This window comes from Kitasatospora albolonga (assembly GCA_002082585.1).
Taxonomy (GTDB): Bacteria; Actinomycetota; Actinomycetes; order Streptomycetales; family Streptomycetaceae; genus Streptomyces; species Streptomyces stephensoniae.
Genome location: CP020563.1, coordinates 5,052,145 through 5,070,044, shown reverse-complemented (window position 1 = coordinate 5,070,044; position 17,900 = coordinate 5,052,145). Strand labels below are relative to the sequence as shown.

Below are 17,900 nucleotides of genomic sequence, written 5' to 3'. Positions count from 1 at the left end.
GGGTGAACCGCCAGGTGAACCCGGGTGAACGCCTCTCCCGGAACCCCCTAGCCCGGCACGATGTCCGGCGCGCCGAGCCGGGCCGCGTCCGCCGTGAGGTCGTCGGGCTGCCGCTGCGACTCGCGTTCGGCCTCCACCCGCTTCTCGTAGTGCTCGACCTCCCGGTCGATCCGGTCCGCGTCCCAGCCCAGCACCGGGGCCATCAGCTCCGCGCAGAGGCGGGCGCTGCGGGTGCCCCGGTCGAAGGTCTCGATGGAGATCCGGGTGCGCCGGGTCAGGACGTCGTCCAGATGGCGGGCGCCCTCGTGGGAGGCGGCGTAGACGATCTCGGCGCGGAGGTAGTCGTCGGCGGCGGGCAGGGGTTCGCCCAGGGTGGGGTCGGCCAGGATCAGTTCCAGGATTTCTTCCGTCATTGAGCCGTACCGGTTGAGCAGATGCTCCACCCGGACGACATGGAGCCCGGTCCGGGCGGCGATCCTGGCCCGCGCGTTCCACAGGGCCCGGTACCCTTCGGCGCCCAGCAGCGGGGTGTCCTCGGTGACACAGGCGGCCACCCGCTGGTCGAGCCCGTGCACCGCCTCGTCCACCGCGTCCTTCGCCATCACCCGGTACGTCGTGTACTTGCCGCCCGCCACGACGACGAGCCCGGGGACGGGGTGGGCGACCGTGTGCTCGCGGGACAGCTTGCTGGTGGCGTCCGACTCACCGGCCAGCAGCGGGCGCAGCCCGGCGTAGACGCCCTGGACGTCGTCCCTGGTCAGCGGGGTGTTGAGGACGGAGTTGACGTGCTGGAGGAGATAGTCGATATCGGCGCTGGAGGCGGCCGGGTGGGCCTTGTCCAGGTCCCAGTCGGTGTCCGTGGTGCCGATGATCCAGTGCCGCCCCCACGGGATCACGAAGAGCACGGACTTCTCGGTGCGCAGGATGAGGCCGGTGGAGGAGTGGATGCGGTCCTTGGGGACGACCAGGTGGATGCCCTTGGAGGCCCGGACGTGGAACTGTCCGCGCTCCCCGATGAGCCCCTGGGTGTCGTCCGTCCACACGCCGGTCGCGTTGACGACCTGCTTGGCGCGGACCTCGTACTCCGTGCCGCCCTCCACGTCCTGGACCAGCGCGCCCACGACCCGCTCGCCCTCGCGGAGGAAGCCGGTCACCCGGGCCCGGTTGGCGACCTGGGCCCCGTAGGAGGCGGCGGTGCGGACGAGCTCGGTGACGAAGCGGGCGTCGTCCATCTGGGCGTCGTAGTACTGCAACGCGCCGACCAGGGCGTCCTTCTTCAGCGCGGGGGCGACCCGCAGGGCGCGGCGGCGGGAGAGGTGGCGGTGCACGGGGAGGCCCCGGCCGTGGCCGGAGGAGACCGACATCGCGTCGTACAGCGCGACGCCGGAGCCCGCGTAGAGCCGCTCCCACCCCTTGTGCTGCAACGGGTAGAGGAAGGGCACCGGCTTCACCAGGTGCGGGGCGAGCCGCTCCAGCAGCAGGCCGCGCTCCTTCAGCGCCTCCCGCACCAGGGCGAAGTCGAGCATCTCCAGATAGCGCAGCCCCCCGTGGATCAGCTTGCTCGACCGGCTCGATGTGCCGGACGCCCAGTCGCGCGCCTCGACCAGCCCGGTCGAAAGCCCCCGGGTGGCGGCGTCCAGCGCCGTGCCCGCGCCGACGACTCCCGCCCCCACGACCAGCACGTCCAGTTCGCGTTCGGCCATGGCGGCGAGCGCGGCGGTGCGCTCGGCGGGTCCCAGTGTCGCTGTCCTCACTGCTGCCTCCCGGTGGATCGGGGTGGTCGGACACAGGAGCGCCACCCGGCCGAGGGGCCGGCCGCCCGTGTCCACTTCTCGATTCTGTCCGCGCTCCGCGACTTCAGCCACCGCCTGTGGACAACACCCGGACGACAGGCGTCACGGAATGCGACATATAGGTCATATTTACGCCTAGTCTGACATTGCGCTGTCCACAGCGGTTGCGCTTTTCGCTCCTCGGTCTTAGGGAAGGCGGCCTTCGACATGCCCGCAGACCTCGCCGTCATCGGACTCGGCCACCTCGGCCTGCCCCTCGTCCAGGCCGCCGTGGCCGCCGGGATCGACACCGTCGGCTACGACACCGACCCACGCCCCTGCGCGGAGCTGCGGGCGGGCCGCACCCCCGTCGAGGGGCCCCTCACCGCGTCCGACATCCGCCGCATGCTCTCCGGCGGCTTCCGGCCCACCACCAGCGCCGCCGAGCTGGGCCGGGTCCGTACCGCCGTGATCTGCTCCCCCACCCCCCTCGGCCCCGACCGCACCGTCGACCTCACCGCCCTCGGCGACGCCGCCCGCGCCCTGGCCGCCCGGCTGCGCCCGCACACCACCGTGCTGCTGGAGTCCGCCGTACCCCCCGGCACCACCGAGGGCTTCCTGCGCCCCCTGCTCGAGGAGGGCTCCGGGCTCACCGCCGGACGCGACTTCCACCTCGCCTGCTCCCCCAGCCGGCTCGACCCCGGCAACCGCACCCACACCTACGCCTCCACCCCCAAGGTCATCGGCGGCCTCACCCCCGCCTGCACCGAGTCGGCCGCCGCCTTCTACGGCCGCCTCACCGACAAGGTCGTACGGGCCCGGGGACCGCGCGAGGCGGAGATGACCAAGGTGCTGGAGACCAACTTCCGGCACGTCAACATCGCGCTGGTCAACGAGATGGCGGTGGCCTGCCACGACCTGGGCGTCGACCTGTGGGACGTCATCCGGTGCGCCGAGACCAAACCCTTCGGCTTCCACCCCTTCCGCCCCGGCCCCGGCGTCGGCGGCCACGGCGTCCCGGTGGACCCGGGCTGTCTCCCGTACAGCGGCCGGACGCCCGGCCACCCGCTGCGGATGGTCTCACTGGCGCAGGAGATCAACGAGCGGATGCCCCGGTACGTCATCCAGCGCTGCGCCACCCTCCTGAACGAGCACGGCAAATCCGTCCGGGGCGCGCGCGTGCTGCTGCTCGGGGTCACCTACAAGCCGGACAGCGCCGACCAGGAGGCCGCGCCCGCCCGCGAGATCGCCACCCGGCTGATGGACATGGGCGCCCAGATCGGCTACCACGACCCGCACGTCCTGGACTGGCGGGTACGCGAACTCCCCGTCCCGCGCGCCGACTCGCTGTACGAGGCGGCGGCCGCCGCCGACCTGACCGTACTGCTCCAGCAGCACCGCACGTACGACCTCCAGGGGCTCGCGGTGAAGGCGCAGCTGCTCCTGGACACCCGGGGCGCCACCCCGGCGGGAGCCGCGCACCGGCTCTGACGACATGTACCGGCCACTCCGAGGGCGTGTACCAGCCACCGAGATTGGCTAGTGACCAATTCCGGTGCGTACTGCTACCGTGCGGCGTCACAGAGCGCACACATGTTCGCGTCAAGAAACGCACCTGCGCATTTCGCCCCAGGGGGAGACCCACGTGAGCCAGCCCGTGCAGCCGCCGAACCAGCCCCAGCAGCCGTACGGCGCCCAGCCCGTAGACGGCAACCCGTACGCGGGCGGACCGGGCGCCCCCGCCCCGGCGGGCGCCCCCTACGGCCAGCAGCCCCCGGCCCCGTACGGCCAGCAGGCCCCGGCGCCCACCGGCAACCCCTTCGCGGACCAGCAGGGCCAGCAGCCCGGTCCCTTCGGCGGCGGCACCCCCTTCGCCCCGGCTCCCCCCGCTCCCCCGGCCCGCAACAACATCCTGTACGGCGTCCTGGCCGCCCTCGGCGCGGCGATCGTCGCGGGCGTCCTGTACGGCGTGCTCATGGGGTCCATCGAGCGCGAGTTCGGTTACGCGGCGGTCGGCGTCGGCTTCCTCATCGGCTTCGCGGCCGGAAAGCTCGGCGGCGCCAACCCGGTGATCATCGGCGCGGCGGCCGTCCTCTCGATCGCCGCCGTCTACCTGGGCCAGCTCATCGGCTACACGATGGTCATGGCGGACGTCGCGCACGTCTCGTTCTCCGACGTCCTCTTCGACCACTTCGACGCCGTGACGCGGGCCTGGACGGCGGAGTCCGGCTTCATGACGTACGTCTTCTTCGCCTTCGGCGCGCTCGCCGCGTTCGGTGGCGTGAAGAAGGCGAACTGACACCCGGTACGACCACGCGGAGGGGCCCGGACCGTTCACCACGGTCCGGGCCCCTCCGCGTACGTACGCGCTGGTCAGCGGCGGTGCTGCGAGTCCGCCACCGTCACCTCGACGCGCTGGAACTCCTTGAGGTCGCTGTACCCGGTGGTGGCCATCGCGCGGCGCAGGGCACCGAAGATGTTCATCGAGCCGTCCGGGGTGTGGGAGGGGCCGGTGAGGACCTCCTCCGTCGTCCCGACCGGGCCGAGGTCGACCAGCTTGCCGCGCGGCACGTCCTCGTGGACGGCCTCCATGCCCCAGTGGCGGCCCCGGCCGGGCGCGTCCGTGGCGCGGGCCAGCGGGGAGCCCATCATCACGGCGTCCGCACCGCAGGCGATGGCCTTCGGCAGGTCGCCGGACCAGCCGACGCCGCCGTCCGCGATGACGTGCACGTACCGGCCGCCGGACTCGTCCATGTAGTCCCGGCGGGCCCCGGCCACGTCCGCGACGGCGGTGGCCATCGGGACCTGGATGCCGAAGACGTTACGGGTGGTGTGCGCGGCGCCGCCGCCGAAGCCGACGAGGACACCGGCCGCGCCGGTCCGCATCAGGTGCAGGGCGGCGGTGTACGTGGCGCAGCCGCCGACGATGACCGGGACGTCCAGCTCGTAGATGAACTGCTTCAGGTTGAGCGGCTCGGCCGCGCCCGAGACGTGCTCGGCGGAGACCGTCGTACCGCGGATGACGAAGATGTCCACCCCGGCGTCCACGACGGCCTTGGAGAACTGGGCGGTGCGCTGCGGGGAGAGCGCGGCGGCGGTGACCACACCGGAGTCGCGCACCTCCTTGATGCGCTGCCCGATCAGCTCCTCCTGGATGGGGGCGGAGTAGATCTCCTGGAGCCGGCGGGTCGCGGTCTCGACCGGCATCTGGGCGATCTCGTCCAGCAGCGGCTGCGGGTCGGCGTGCCGGGTCCAGAGCCCTTCCAGGTTGAGGACGCCCAGGCCGCCGAGCTCACCGATGCGGATGGCGTGCTGCGGGGAGACCACGGAGTCCATGGGAGCGGCCAGGAACGGCAGCTCGAAGCGGTAGGCGTCGATCTGCCAGGCGATCGAGACCTCCTTCGGGTCCCGGGTGCGGCGGCTCGGTACGACAGCGATGTCGTCGAATGCGTAAGCCCGGCGGCCGCGCTTGCCGCGCCCGATCTCGATCTCAGTCACGATGTGTGGCCTTTCCCTCTACGTCTGCGCTGACCAGTATCCCCGACGCACACGTGAGGGGCGGTACCGGGAACTCCGGTCCGCCCCTCACCTGCGGTGACGCGTTACTTCCTGCTGTAGTTCGGTGCTTCCACCGTCATCTGGATGTCGTGCGGGTGGCTCTCCTTGAGCCCCGCCGAGGTGATCCGCACGAAGCGGCCCTTGCTCTCCATCTGGTCGACGGACTCGGCGCCCACGTATCCCATGGTCTGGCGCAGGCCGCCGACGAGCTGGTGGAGGACGTTGGCCAGCGGACCCCGGTAGGGCACCTGGCCCTCGATGCCCTCGGGGACGAGCTTGTCGTCCGAGGAGACCTCGGCCTGGAAATAGCGGTCCTTGGAGTACGACCGGCCCTGGCCGCGGGACTGCATGGCGCCCAGCGAGCCCATGCCCCGGTAGGACTTGAACTGCTTGCCGTTGATGAACATCAGCTCGCCGGGTGACTCCTCGCAGCCCGCGAGGAGGCTGCCCAGCATCACGCTGTCCGCGCCCGCGGCGAGCGCCTTGCCGATGTCGCCGCTGTACTGGAGGCCGCCGTCGCCGATGACCGGGACGCCCGCGGCACGCGCGGCGAGCGCGGCCTCGTAGATCGCGGTGACCTGCGGGACGCCGATACCGGCGACCACGCGGGTGGTACAGATCGAGCCGGGTCCGACGCCGACCTTCACGCCGTCGACCCCGGCGTCGATCAGCGCCTGGGCGCCGTCGCGGGTGGCGACGTTGCCGCCGATGACGTCGACGCCGACGCTCGACTTGATCTTCGCCATCCAGTCGAGGGCGTTGCGGTTGTGGCCGTGCGAGGTGTCGACGATCAGGAAGTCGACCCCGGCGGACGCGAGCGCCTGGGCGCGCTCCAGCGCCTCGGGGCTGGCACCGACGGCCGCGCCGACCAGCAGACGGCCGTCGGCGTCCTTGGCGGCGTTCGGGTACTGCTCGGCCTTCTTGAAGTCCTTGACCGTGATGAGGCCCTTGAGGAGACCGGCCTCGTCGACCAGCGGCAGCTTCTCGATCTTGTGGCGGCGCAGCAGCTCCATGGCCTCGACGCCGGAGATGCCGACCTTGCCGGTGACGAGCGGCATCGGCGTCATGACCTCGCGCACCTGGCGCGTACGGTCCGACTCGAAGGCCATGTCGCGGTTGGTCACGATGCCCAGGAGCTTGCCCGAGGCGTCGGTGACCGGCACGCCGCTGATGCGGAACTTGGCGCAGAGCGCGTCCGCCTCGCCGAGGGTGGCGTCGGGGTGCACGGTGATGGGGTCGGTGACCATCCCGGACTCGGACCGCTTGACCAGATCGACCTGGTTGACCTGGTCCTCGATCGAGAGGTTGCGGTGCAGCACGCCGACGCCGCCCTGACGGGCCATGGCGATGGCCATCCGGGACTCGGTCACCTTGTCCATGGCGGCCGACAGCAGCGGGATGTTCACCCGGACGTTGCGCGAGATGAGGGTCGAGGTGTCGACCGCGTTGGGCAGGACCTCGGACGCGCCCGGCAGCAGCAGCACGTCGTCGTATGTCAGCCCGAGCGTCGCAAATTTCTCAGGCACTCCGTCGACGTTTGCAGTCATGACACCTTCCCCAAATGGCCTTGATCGGTGCGGATGTCCATGCTAACGGCCTCTACGGGCGTCTCATTCCACGAACAAGATCACTTGAGTGTTCTGTAGCTTCCTACGGAACCTTTACAGGTGCACTCCGCGGACGGCCCCTACTGCTCGGCCAGCGCCCGCAGCCTGCTGAGCGCGCGGTGCTGGGCCACCCGGACCGCCCCCGGGGACATCCCGAGCATCCGCCCGGTCTCCTCGGCGGTCAGTCCGACCGCGACCCGCAGGACCAGCAGCTCGCGCTGGCTCTCCGGGAGATTGGCGAGAAGCTTCTTGGCCCAGGCGGCGTCGCTGCTGAGCAGGGCGCGCTCCTCCGGGCCGAGGGAGTCGTCGGGCCGCTCCGGCATCTCGTCGGAGGGGACGGCGGTCGAGCCCGGGTGGCGCATCGCGGCGCGCTGGAGGTCGGCGACCTTGTGCCCGGCGATGGCGAAGACGAACGCCTCGAAGGGCCTGCCGGTGTCCTTGTAGCGCGGCAGCGCCATCAGCACGGCGACGCAGACCTCCTGCGCGAGGTCCTCCACGAAGTGGCGAGCGTCACCGGGGAGACGGTTGAGCCGGGCGCGGCAGTAGCGCAGGGCGAGGGGGTGGACGTGGGCGAGCAGATCGTGCGTGGCCTGCGCGTCGCCGTCGACGGCACGGTGCACGAGGGCACCGATCACCGTGGTCTCGTCCTCGCGCATCGGACCATGGTGCCCTGATGCCCCGCGGTCCGCTTCACCGCGTCCCGAGTTGTGCACCGAAGCGTTATGAGCGGGTGCGCCGGATGTCATGTCCTGCGCCCTCCCCTTCCGCTCGACCGAATCGTTCCCGAGGAACTCCACGACTCAAGGATGCGTCATCGGCCGGGAAGCGTCACATGGCACCGTCGGCGGGCGCCGGCATTCGGGGTCGTACCGCTGGGTGACCCGTCCCGTCCCCCCGTCCGGTCCGCGGACGGGGGCGGTCCGGGCCGGGCGTCAGCGGACCAGCCCCCAGCGGAATCCCAGGGCCACCGCATGGGCGCGGTCCGAGGCCCCGAGCTTCTTGAACAGCCGCCTGGCGTGGGTCTTGACCGTGTCCTCGGAGAGGAACAGCTCACGGCCGATCTCGGCGTTGGAGCGGCCGTGGCTCATACCTTCGAGCACCTGGATCTCCCGCGCGGTGAGCGTGGGGGCCGCCCCCATCTCGGCGGAGCGGAGCCGGCGCGGGGCGAGCCGCCACGTCGGGTCGGCCAGCGCCTGGGTGACGGTGGCCCGCAGTTCGGCGCGCGAGGCGTCCTTATGCAGATAGCCGCGGGCCCCGGCGGCGACCGCGAGCGCGACCCCGTCCAGGTCCTCGGCGACGGTCAGCATGATGATCCGGGCGCCGGGGTCGGCGGAGAGCAGCCGCCGGACCGTCTCCACACCCCCCAGACCGGGCATGCGTACGTCCATCAGAATCAGATCCGAACGGTCGGCCCCCCAGCGGCGGAGGACTTCCTCGCCGTTGGCCGCCGTGGTCACGCGCTCGACACCGGGCACGGTGGCCACCGCGCGACGGAGCGCTTCTCGGGCAAGCGGGGAATCGTCGCAGACGAGCACGGATGTCATGACCGTCCTCCGCAGCTGATGCGCGTCACCTTGAGCCTCCAGGCTGATACAAGTCGTCACCTGTGCGGTTGACCCCTTCGGACATGTGCCCGAGCTCGTTCTCCGTCAACCGCATCCACCCTCTTAACGATGGTCACTCGAAAGAGTTACGGGTCGGACCGTCGGGTTCGGCACTCTACGTGAGGGGGCGCACACGGAGGAGAACGACGCGGGTGATTCACCCGTCAACCGAATCTTCACTCCTTGGCTTGCCCTATTTGGCGAGATTTCTTCCCTTTCGAGGGTGTCTGTGGCTAGATTCGCAAACAGTCATATTTACATCTACTAGCACCGCAGATGTACGGTCGAGACTCAGGTCACCGAAGAGACGATCGCCGATCACGGACCGCCGGTGAACCGGCGGTCGAGGATGCCGCTTCCGACGCAGCACGGCTTCGAGGGGACAAGCGCCATGGCAGATTTCTCCCGCCTTCCCGGACCCAACGCAGACCTGTGGGACTGGCAACTGCTCGCCGCCTGCCGAGGCGTCGACAGCTCCCTGTTCTTCCATCCCGAAGGTGAGCGCGGCGCCGCCCGCAGCGCTCGTGAGACCTCCGCGAAGGAGGTGTGCATGCGGTGCCCGGTACGCGCCGAGTGCGCGGCCCACGCCCTGGCCGTACGGGAGCCGTACGGGGTGTGGGGCGGCCTGACCGAGGATGAGCGCGAAGAGCTCATGGGCCGGGCCAGAACCAGACTCATCACCGCGGCGCCCTCGGGTGCCACGACCGCCACCACGGGCTCCCGCCCGACCTGACACCCATCGGTCCCGATCGAACGCAGAAACGTTTCCCCGGTGGAGCCCCTCAGCGGTCCCCGGTGGAGCCCCTCAGCGGGCGGCCGCCCGGGAGAGCTGGTCCAGGGTGGCCGCCACCGCCGGGACCCGGGCCAGGTCGGGCAGGGTGAGCGCCACGATCTCCCGCTCGATCGCGGGCTCCACCGCCACGGTCCTCGCCCCCTTGGGCCGGACCGACTCGACGGCCAGCTCCGGCAGGACCGCCACCCCGAGCCCGGCCCCCACCAGGCCCATCACCGCCGGGTAGTCGTCGGTGGCGAAGTCGATGCGGGGGGTGAAGCCGGACTCCTCGCAGACCTCCACCAGCTGACGGCGGCAGCGCGGGCAGCCCGCGATCCACGACTCGTCCGCCAGCTCGCCGATGGAGACCTCCGTCGCGTCGGCCAGCCGGTGCCCCTCCGGGACCAGGCCGATCAGCCGGTCGGTGAGCAGCGGCCGGACCACCAGGTCGTCCCATTCGCCGCCGGAGGTCCCGTACCGGAAGGCCAGCGCGATGTCGCAGTCGCCGTCGCGCAGCAGATCCACCGAGCGCGGCGGCTCGGCCTCCACCAGCGAGACCCTGGTCCCGGGGTGTTCGGCGCGCAGGGCGGCCAGCGCGCCGGGCACCAGGGTGGAGCTGCCGCTCGGGAACGAGACGAGCCGGACCCGGCCCGCCCGCAGTCCGGCAATGGCGGCGACCTCCTCCTCGGCCGCGGTCAGCCCGGCGAGGATGCCGGAGGCGTGCCGTACGAGCGCCTCGCCCGCCTGGGTGAGGCGCATCTCGCGCCCGGTGCGGATGAGGAGGGGGGTGCCGGCCGAGGACTCCAGGGCCTTCATCTGCTGGCTGACGGCGGGCTGGGTGCAGCCGAGTTCGCGGGCGGCGGCGGAGAACGAGCCGGTGGCGGCGACGGCGCGCAGGACGCGGAGGTGGCGTGCTTCGATCACCCCTCCACCATAAGAGACGCTTGGGGTGGGGGCGAACTAATGACGTACCCCTTTGAGAGGCTGAGCCATTAGCGTGACCGCATGAGACTGCTGAGCGTGAATGTCGGCCGCCCCGCCCCCTCTCCGTCCGCCGGTGGCCCCGGCGGGCTGACCGGGATCGACAAGCGGCCCTTCGAGGGGCCCGTACGGGTCAGTGACCCCGGCCCCAAGGGGACCGGCGGGAGCGGGCTCGCCGGGGACGCGGTCTGCGACCTGCGCAACCACGGGGGCAGCGACCAGGCGGTGTACGCCTTCGCCCGGGAGGAGCTGGATGCCTGGGAGCGGCGGCTCGGCGGCCGGGAGCTGGTGAACGGGGCGTTCGGCGAGAACCTCACCACCCTCGGGATCGAGGTGAGCGGCGCGCTGATAGGCGAGCGCTGGCGGGTGGGGGACGAACTGCTGCTGGAGGTGACCTCCGGGCGCATCCCGTGCCGGACGTTCGCCGACCACATCGGGGAGGAGAAGTGGGTCCGGCAGTTCACCCAGGAGGCGGTGACGGGCGCGTATCTGCGGGTCATCGAGCCGGGCACAATCCGGGCCGGGGACCCCGTCGAGATCGTGCACCGGCCGGACCACGAGGTCACGGCGGCCCTCCAGTTCCGGGCCGTCACGACGGAGCGCACGCTGCTCCCGTCCCTGCTGGCCGCCGCGTCGGCGCTGCACCCCGAGGCGCTGCGCAAGGCCCGGGAGTACGTGGCACGCCAGGGCTGAGGGTCGGGCGTGGGCCTCTGCCGCCGCGGAGGGCCACGGGGTCTCCGGGGCCCGGCCTCTCCGTAGCGGCCCGAAGCGGCCGTCCGGTCCGGACACTCCGTGCCGGTACGCCTGCCGTCCGCTGTCCCCCGAGGGCGACGGGACGATGGGCCGGTTCGTGTGGTGGGGAGGGGCAGCGGGCGGGTGCACCCCGGGAGTACGCAGGGCACTAACGTGCCGCGTATGACGACTGCACTGATCACAGGCGCGACGGCGGGTATCGGGGCGGCCTTCGCGCGACGGCTCGCGGCCCAGGGGCACAACCTGGTGCTGGTGGCCCGGGACACCGCCCGGCTGCGCGAGCAGGCCACCGAACTGCACGACCGGCACGGCATCGAGGCCGAGGTGCTGCGCGCGGACCTGTCCACGGACGCCGGGATCGAGGCGGTCGAGCAGCGGCTCGCGGACCGGACGCACCCGGTCGATCTGCTGGTCAACAACGCCGGGTTCGGCAACAAGGGGCGCTATCTGGAAGTACCCATGGCCGATGAGCTGACGATGCTGAAGGTGCACTGCGAGGCGGTGCTGCGGCTGACCTCGGCGGCCGTCACGGGGATGCGGGAGCGCGGCCGGGGCGGGGTGATCAACGTGGCGTCGGTCGCGGCGTTCCTGCCGCGCGGTACGTACGGGGCGTCCAAGGCGTGGGTCGTGCAGTTCACCCAGGGCGCGGCGAAGGACCTGGCCGGGTCGGGGGTGCGGCTGATGGCGCTGTGCCCCGGGTTCGTCCGTACGGAGTTCCACGAGCGGGCCGGGATGGGCACGGACAACATCCCGGGGTGGATGTGGCTGGACGCGGACAAGCTGGTGGCCTCGGCGCTGGCGGATCTGGCCCGGGGCAAGCCGGTGTCGGTCCCGGACCCGCGCTACAAGGCGCTGATGGGGCTGGCGAAGGTGACGCCGCGCGGTCTGCTGGGCGGGGTCACCTCGCGTACGGGGCGCAAGTACGGCCCGCAGTAGTCCTTTCGGGCTTCCTGCCGGAGACGCACCGAGGCCCGGTGCCCCCGCGACGGGGGTACCGGGCCTCGGGCGTACCGGAAGGTACCGCGGCGACTAGTGGGAGTGGCCGTGGCCGCCGTGACCGGCGTCGGCCTCTTCCTCGGCCGGCTTCTCGACGACCAGGGTCTCGGTCGTGAGCAGCAGCGACGCGATGGACGCGGCGTTCTCCAGGGCGGAGCGGGTGACCTTGACCGGGTCGATGACGCCGGCCTTGACCAGGTCGCCGTACTCGCCGGTGGCGGCGTTGAAGCCCTGGCCCTTGTCGAGCTCGGAGACCTTGGAGGTGATGACGTAACCCTCCAGGCCGGCGTTCTCGGCGATCCAGCGCAGCGGCTCGACGGCGGCGCGGCGGACGACCGCGACACCGGTGGCCTCGTCGCCGGTCTTGCCGAGGTTGCCCTCCAGGACCTTCACGGCGTGGACGAGGGAGGAGCCACCGCCGGAGACGATGCCCTCCTCGACCGCGGCGCGGGTGGCGGAGATGGCGTCCTCGAGGCGGTGCTTCTTCTCCTTGAGCTCCACCTCGGTGGCGGCGCCGACACGGATGACGCACACGCCGCCGGCCAGCTTCGCGAGGCGCTCCTGGAGCTTCTCGCGGTCCCAGTCGGAGTCCGTGGACTCGATCTCGGCCTTGATCTGGTTGACGCGGCCCTTGACGTCGTCGGCGTTGCCGCCGCCGTCGACGATGGTCGTGTCGTCCTTGGAGACGGTGACGCGGCGGGCGGTGCCCAGCACGTCCAGACCGGCCTGGTCGAGCTTGAGGCCGACCTCCTCGGCGATGACGGTCGCACCGGTGAGGGTGGCGATGTCGCCGAGCATGGCCTTGCGGCGGTCGCCGAAGCCCGGGGCCTTCACCGCGACGGCGTTGAAGGTGCCGCGGATCTTGTTGACGACGAGGGTGGAGAGCGCCTCGCCCTCGACGTCCTCGGCGATGATCAGCAGCGGCTTGGAGCCACCGCCCTGGATGACCTTCTCCAGCAGCGGGAGCAGCTCCTGGATGGAGCCGATCTTGCCCTGGTGGATCAGGATGTACGGGTCGTCGAGGACGGCCTCCATACGCTCCTGGTCGGTCACCATGTACGGGGACAGGTAGCCCTTGTCGAAGGCCATGCCCTCGGTGAACTCCAGGTCCAGACCGAAGGTGTTGGACTCCTCGACGGTGATGACACCGTCCTTGCCGACCTTGTCCATCGCGTCCGCGATGAGCTCGCCGACCTGGGTGTCCTGCGCGGAGAGCGCGGCCACGGCGGCGATGTCGGACTTGTCGTCGATCGGGCGGGCCGTGGAGAGGAGCTCCTCGGACACGGCCTTGACGGCGGCGTCGATGCCCTTCTTCAGGGCGGCCGGGGAGGCACCGGCGGCGACGTTGCGCAGACCCTCGCGGACGAGCGCCTGGGCCAGGACGGTCGCGGTGGTGGTGCCGTCACCCGCTACGTCGTTGGTCTTGGTCGCCACCTCCTTGACGAGCTGGGCACCGAGGTTCTCGTACGGGTCGTCGAGCTCGACCTCGCGCGCGATGGTGACACCGTCGTTGGTGATGGTGGGAGCACCGAACTTCTTGTCGATGACGACGTTGCGGCCCTTGGGGCCGATCGTCACCTTGACCGTGTCGGCAAGCTTGTTGACGCCGCGCTCAAGGGCGCGACGGGCGTCCTCGTCGAACTTCAGGATCTTCGCCATGGGCTGTACTTCCCTCTCAAAATGAACTGCGCCCCTCGCCGCCCGGCTAGTTGTTACGCAGGGGGCCAGGGGCGCAGAACACAGGCAAACGTGGGTGAGTTACTTCTCGACGATCGCGAGGACGTCGCGGGCCGAGAGGACGAGGTACTCCTCGCCGTTGTACTTCACCTCGGTGCCGCCGTACTTGCTGTACAGGACGACGTCGCCGGTCTTGACGTCGAGCGGAAGGCGCTCGCCGTTCTCGAAGCGGCCCGGGCCCACGGCGAGGACGACGCCCTCCTGGGGCTTCTCCTTCGCGGTGTCCGGAATGACCAGGCCGGAGGCCGTGGTCTGCTCGGCGTCGAGCGGCTGGACCACAATGCGGTCCTCGAGCGGCTTGATCGCAACCTTGGAGCTGGTGGTCGACACGATCCGGTCTCCCCCTTCGGAGATCTCACGGGGTTTAGCAGTCATTGGGCGGCGACCAGACCGATCCGTCGTCGCGGGTGCCGGACCTGCCCTGTCGCACAGTGTGGTGCTGGCACTCTCCAGGGGGGAGTGCCAGACCCGAGACTATGACCGCGATTAGCACTCGGTCAAGCGGAGTGCCAATTCACCATCCCCGCGCCGTCCTGGCGGGCGGGGATCAGACGTAGTCCTCCAGCTTCGCCACCGCGTACCCCTTGTCCGTGATGGTCTTCATGACCAGGCGGATCATGTCCGGCATCGTGCCCTTCCAGTCGCCCTTGCCCCGGAAGTGGGTGAGGACGATGTCGCCGGGGTGCAGGTCCCGGTCCCACTCGCGCCACTCCATGTGGTCGGCGAAGGCTTCGGCGGACCAGAGGGGTACGGCGGTGATGCCGCAGCTCCTGGCGACCACGAGGGTGTCGCGGTTGTAGTTGCCGTAGGGCGGGCGGAAGAGGGTGGGCCGCTTCCCGTACTCCTTGAGGATCTTCTCCTGCTGGCCGCAGATCTCCTTCTTCTGCTCGGCGTAGGAGAGACCGGGCAGATAGCGGTGGTTGAGCGTGTGGTTGCTGATGACCACACCGCGCTTCTGCATCTCCTTGAAGTACCCGTAGTTGTCCTTGGTGACGTAGTCACTGAGGAAGGCGCTGTAGGGGATGTCCAGTTCGGTCATCATCCGCAGCAGCGCGGGGTCCTTCTCCGCGCCGTCGTCCATGGTGAGGAAGACGACCTTCTCCTTGGTGGGGACCGTGGTGAAGACGGGCGGCAGCCCCTTGTCGTCCCGGACCTCGAACCCTTTACGGGTGGTGATGCGCGGCTTCACCTTCGGGGGCTCGGGGGCGGCGAGCGGGGTCTTGGCGAGCCCCCACTTCTTCGCGGCGACGGCCCGTGCGGCCTGCTTCCGCTTCACCTTCTCGGCGTATGTGTCCACGGCGGGCGCGGCCTGCGGGGCGGCCTCGCCCTGCTGCCCGGCGGCGGGCTTCACCGGTCCGTCCGGGGTTCCCGCGCCGCCGCCGGCCGTCTCCGCCGCGCAGGCGGAGGTGACGGTGGCGGCCAAGAGGGCCGCCAGCACGACGGAGACCGGCCGGTGCCGCTTCGTGGGTGATTTTCCTTTTTGTCGTACTAGTTGCATGGCGCCGCATCCTGCCAGCCACCCGGCCGCCGCCCGGCCCGACACCGCGAGGGGTCCACGCCCGTCGCCCGACCGGCCCACAGGGGCCGCGCGTCGCCCTATAGGGCCCGCGTCGCCCTCCGGCCGCCCGCCCCCGTGCACCGGCCACAATGGACCGGGTGAACGCAACGACCCCCGCCACCCCGGCCGGCGACCCCGGCGACCCCGCCCGCGCCGCCTTCGCCGCCCTGCGCACCCCCGAGGGCGAACACCTGCTGGCCGAGCTGCGCGACCACGACCCCGCCCGGGAGCTGGCCACCGCGACCCGGCTGCGCCGCACGCACCCGGCGGAGCTGGTGTCAGCCGCCCTGGGGCAGGCGCGGCTGCGGCAGCGGGCGGTGGCGAAGTTCGGGGCCGAGGACGCGTACCGGATGTACTTCACGCCCAACGGCGTCGAGCAGGCCACCCGCACCTCGGTCGCCACCCATCGCGCGGCCCGGTTCGCCGCGCTCGGCGTGCGGAGCGTGGCGGACCTGTGCTGCGGCATCGGCGGCGACGCCATCGCGCTGGCCCGCGCCGGGATCGCCGTCCTCGCCGTGGACCGCGATCCGCTCACCGCCGAGGTGGCCCGCGCCAACGCGGAGGCGCTCGGCCTGGGTTCGCTGATCGAGGTGCGGTGCGCCGACGTCACGGAGGTCGACACCTCCCCGTACGACGCGGTCTTCGTGGACCCGGCCCGGCGCGGCGGCCGGGGCAGGATCTTCGACCCGGAGGCGTACTCACCGCCGCTGTCCTGGGCCACGGCCGCCGCCCTGAAGGCTCCTCGCGCGGCGCTGAAGATCGCGCCGGGCATCCCGCACGAGGCGATCGGCCCGGAGGCGGAGGCCGAGTGGATCTCGGACGGCGGGGACGTGAAGGAGGCGGTGCTCTGGTACGGGGAGGGGTTCGCGCCCGGTTCGTTCCGGGCCACCCTGCTGCCGTCCGGGGCCGCCCTCACCGCCCCGGCCCCGCTGCCCGCCCCGCCCGTGGGCCCGGTCGGGCGCTATCTGTACGAGCCGGACGGCGCGGTGATCCGGGCGCACCTGGTCGCCGACATCGTGGAGCGGTGCGGGGGGCGGCTGGTGGACGAGACGATCGCGTACGTCACCAGCGATGTGCCGTACTCCTCCCCGTACGTCGCCGGGTACGAGATCACCGACCGGCTGCCGTTCAACATGAAGCGGCTGAAGGCGCTGCTGCGGGAGCGGGAGGTCGGCGTACTGACCGTCAAGAAGCGTGGCTCGGCGGTCGAACCGGAGGAGCTCCGCCGCCGGATGAAGCTGAGCGGGCCCCACTCCGCGACGGTGTTCCTGACCCGGGTGGCCGGGGCCCCGACGATGCTGATCGGGCATCCGCTGGAGTGAGGCGAGGCGTCAGCGGTGGGCGGCCGGGGCGTCGAGCGGGGCGGGCGCCATCAGGACCCGCAGCACCCAGCGCCGGTGCGCCCACGCCTTGGCGGCCCCGATGAGTCCGGTGAGCCAGGCGACCATGCCCAGGCCCATGATCAGGGCGACCATGCCGTACGTGTCGTCGCCGGGCCGGGCGCTCGCCGGGCCGATCACACAGAGCGCCAGCCCGCCCGCCGCCAGGACGAACGACAGCAGCAGCCAGACCAGGCTCACCCCGGGCAGCCGCAGCTCCCGGTCGCGCTCCGGGTCGTGGCCGAGCTCCCCCCACTGCGCGAGCAGCGCGCGGATCTCCCGGTCCCGGGCCAGGTGCAGGGCGACGAGGATGACGGCGGGGATCAGCGCCCCCGCCCCGAGGAGCAGGGACACGAACCCGGCGATCCCGCTGAAGAAGTCCGCCGCCGCCTGCTCGACCATGACGAGCCCGGACCCCACGAGCAGCCACCCGAACGCGGCGAGCCCGGCCCACATCACCAGCACCCCGAGCCGCCCGGGCCCGATGTGCATCCGCACCAGCGCGCCGAGGATCAGCGCCCGGTCGGCGAGCATCGCCTCCCGGTCGGGCCAGGTCCGGATCTCCACGGGAGGCGGGGGCGGGGGCAGGGAGGGGCGGGATGACATGGACCAGACACTACCGACGTACGACCGGACTGCCGGACGTACGGGCCGGCCGACCGGAAGCGAGCCGGGCGGGCAGGCCGCCCACTCCGTCCTGGCCCGAGTGGATCAGGCGTCCCGCAGCGCCTGGATGTCCAGCTTCCGCATCCCGAACATCGCCTTCATCGTCCGCTCCGCCTTCGCCGGGTCCGGGTCGGCCAGCAGCGTCGGGAGCTCGTTCGGGATGATCTGCCAGGAGACGCCGTACCGGTCCTTGAGCCAGCCGCACTGACCCTCCTCGCCGCCCTCGGAGAGCGCGGCCCAGAGCCGGTCCACCTCGGCCTGGTCGGCGCAGTCCACGGAGAGCGAGATCGCCTCGGTGAAGGAGAACTGGGGGCCGCCGTTGAGGCCGAGATACTCCTGGCCCGCGAGCCGGAAGCGGACGGTGAGGACGTCACCCGCCCGGCCGGGTCCGGCTTCGCCGCGGTAGGTGGTGTCCAGGATGCGGGAGTCGCCGCCGAAGACGGAGACGTAGTGCTCGGCCGCCTCCTTCGCCTGGCCGTCGTACCAGAGACAGGGGGTGATCTTCTGCATGGTGCTG

The 17,900-nt window shown here is 71.5% G+C and carries 17 protein-coding genes; 6 read left to right on the top strand and 11 right to left on the bottom strand.

Going from position 1 to position 17,900, the window contains the following annotated elements; all coding sequences use genetic code 11:
* Positions 1–47 precede the first annotated feature (47 nt).
* Positions 48–1,754, bottom strand: coding sequence for a glycerol-3-phosphate dehydrogenase (locus tag B7C62_22515; GenBank protein ID ARF77325.1), 1,707 nt, complete (start codon positions 1,752–1,754; stop codon positions 48–50).
* Between the two features lie 246 nt (positions 1,755–2,000).
* Between B7C62_22515 and B7C62_22510 the strand changes: the two genes are divergently transcribed.
* Entirely contained in the window at positions 2,001–3,263 is a 1,263-nt protein-coding gene (locus B7C62_22510) for a UDP-N-acetyl-D-glucosamine dehydrogenase (protein ID ARF74696.1), read from the top strand.
* Positions 3,264–3,429: 166 nt separating this feature from the next.
* Positions 3,430–4,071, top strand: coding sequence for a hypothetical protein (locus B7C62_22505; GenBank protein ID ARF77324.1), 642 nt, complete (start codon positions 3,430–3,432; stop codon positions 4,069–4,071).
* Between the two features lie 74 nt (positions 4,072–4,145).
* Here the strand turns inward: B7C62_22505 and B7C62_22500 are convergent, their stop codons facing one another.
* The 4 genes from B7C62_22500 to B7C62_22485 form a co-directional block, all read right to left on the bottom strand.
* Positions 4,146–5,270, bottom strand: a complete 1,125-nt coding sequence (locus tag B7C62_22500; GenBank protein ARF74695.1) for an inosine 5-monophosphate dehydrogenase — start codon at positions 5,268–5,270, stop codon at positions 4,146–4,148.
* Positions 5,271–5,374: 104 nt separating this feature from the next.
* The gene (locus tag B7C62_22495; protein ID ARF74694.1) at positions 5,375–6,877 is read right to left on the bottom strand and encodes an IMP dehydrogenase; all 1,503 of its coding nucleotides are present in this window, start codon (positions 6,875–6,877) and stop codon (positions 5,375–5,377) included.
* 140 nt (positions 6,878–7,017) lie between these two features.
* Complete coding sequence (locus B7C62_22490) at positions 7,018–7,593, bottom strand: RNA polymerase sigma factor ShbA (GenBank protein ID ARF74693.1); 576 nt, start codon at positions 7,591–7,593, stop codon at positions 7,018–7,020.
* Positions 7,594–7,869: 276 nt separating this feature from the next.
* Positions 7,870–8,481: a DNA-binding response regulator gene (locus B7C62_22485; GenBank protein ID ARF74692.1), complete on the bottom strand. Its 612-nt coding sequence runs from the start codon at positions 8,479–8,481 to the stop codon at positions 7,870–7,872.
* 451 nt (positions 8,482–8,932) lie between these two features.
* On the opposite strand from B7C62_22485, the gene B7C62_22480 reads away from it, so the two are divergent.
* On the top strand, positions 8,933–9,274 hold the full coding sequence (locus B7C62_22480; protein ARF77323.1) for a WhiB family transcriptional regulator: 342 nt from the start codon (positions 8,933–8,935) through the stop codon (positions 9,272–9,274).
* Positions 9,275–9,346: 72 nt separating this feature from the next.
* On the opposite strand, the gene B7C62_22475 is transcribed toward B7C62_22480, so the two are convergent.
* Entirely contained in the window at positions 9,347–10,237 is an 891-nt protein-coding gene (locus B7C62_22475; GenBank protein ID ARF74691.1) for a LysR family transcriptional regulator, read from the bottom strand.
* An 81-nt stretch (positions 10,238–10,318) separates the two neighbouring features.
* On the opposite strand from B7C62_22475, the gene B7C62_22470 reads away from it, so the two are divergent.
* Together B7C62_22470 and B7C62_22465 are read left to right on the top strand one after the other, a co-directional pair.
* Entirely contained in the window at positions 10,319–10,987 is a 669-nt protein-coding gene (locus tag B7C62_22470; protein ARF74690.1) for an MOSC domain-containing protein, read from the top strand.
* Positions 10,988–11,209: 222 nt separating this feature from the next.
* Entirely contained in the window at positions 11,210–11,983 is a 774-nt protein-coding gene (locus B7C62_22465; protein ID ARF74689.1) for a short-chain dehydrogenase, read from the top strand.
* A 93-nt stretch (positions 11,984–12,076) separates the two neighbouring features.
* Here the strand turns inward: B7C62_22465 and B7C62_22460 are convergent, their stop codons facing one another.
* The 3 genes from B7C62_22460 to B7C62_22450 form a co-directional block, all read right to left on the bottom strand.
* Positions 12,077–13,702: a chaperonin GroL gene (locus B7C62_22460; protein ARF74688.1), complete on the bottom strand. Its 1,626-nt coding sequence runs from the start codon at positions 13,700–13,702 to the stop codon at positions 12,077–12,079.
* Between the two features lie 99 nt (positions 13,703–13,801).
* Positions 13,802–14,110: a co-chaperone GroES gene (locus B7C62_22455; protein ID ARF74687.1), complete on the bottom strand. Its 309-nt coding sequence runs from the start codon at positions 14,108–14,110 to the stop codon at positions 13,802–13,804.
* Positions 14,111–14,327: 217 nt separating this feature from the next.
* Positions 14,328–15,278, bottom strand: a complete 951-nt coding sequence (locus tag B7C62_22450; GenBank protein ID ARF74686.1) for a polysaccharide deacetylase — start codon at positions 15,276–15,278, stop codon at positions 14,328–14,330.
* Between the two features lie 149 nt (positions 15,279–15,427).
* Between B7C62_22450 and B7C62_22445 the strand changes: the two genes are divergently transcribed.
* Positions 15,428–16,660, top strand: coding sequence for an SAM-dependent methyltransferase (locus B7C62_22445; protein ID ARF74685.1), 1,233 nt, complete (start codon positions 15,428–15,430; stop codon positions 16,658–16,660).
* A 9-nt stretch (positions 16,661–16,669) separates the two neighbouring features.
* Here B7C62_22445 and B7C62_22440 read toward each other — a convergent pair whose 3' ends face one another.
* Both B7C62_22440 and B7C62_22435 read right to left on the bottom strand, forming a co-directional pair.
* A complete protein-coding gene (locus B7C62_22440; protein ID ARF74684.1) occupies positions 16,670–17,323 on the bottom strand; it encodes a hypothetical protein in 654 nt (217 codons plus the stop codon).
* Between the two features lie 105 nt (positions 17,324–17,428).
* The gene (locus B7C62_22435; GenBank protein ID ARF74683.1) at positions 17,429–17,893 is read right to left on the bottom strand and encodes a hypothetical protein; all 465 of its coding nucleotides are present in this window, start codon (positions 17,891–17,893) and stop codon (positions 17,429–17,431) included.
* Positions 17,894–17,900 lie beyond the last annotated feature (7 nt).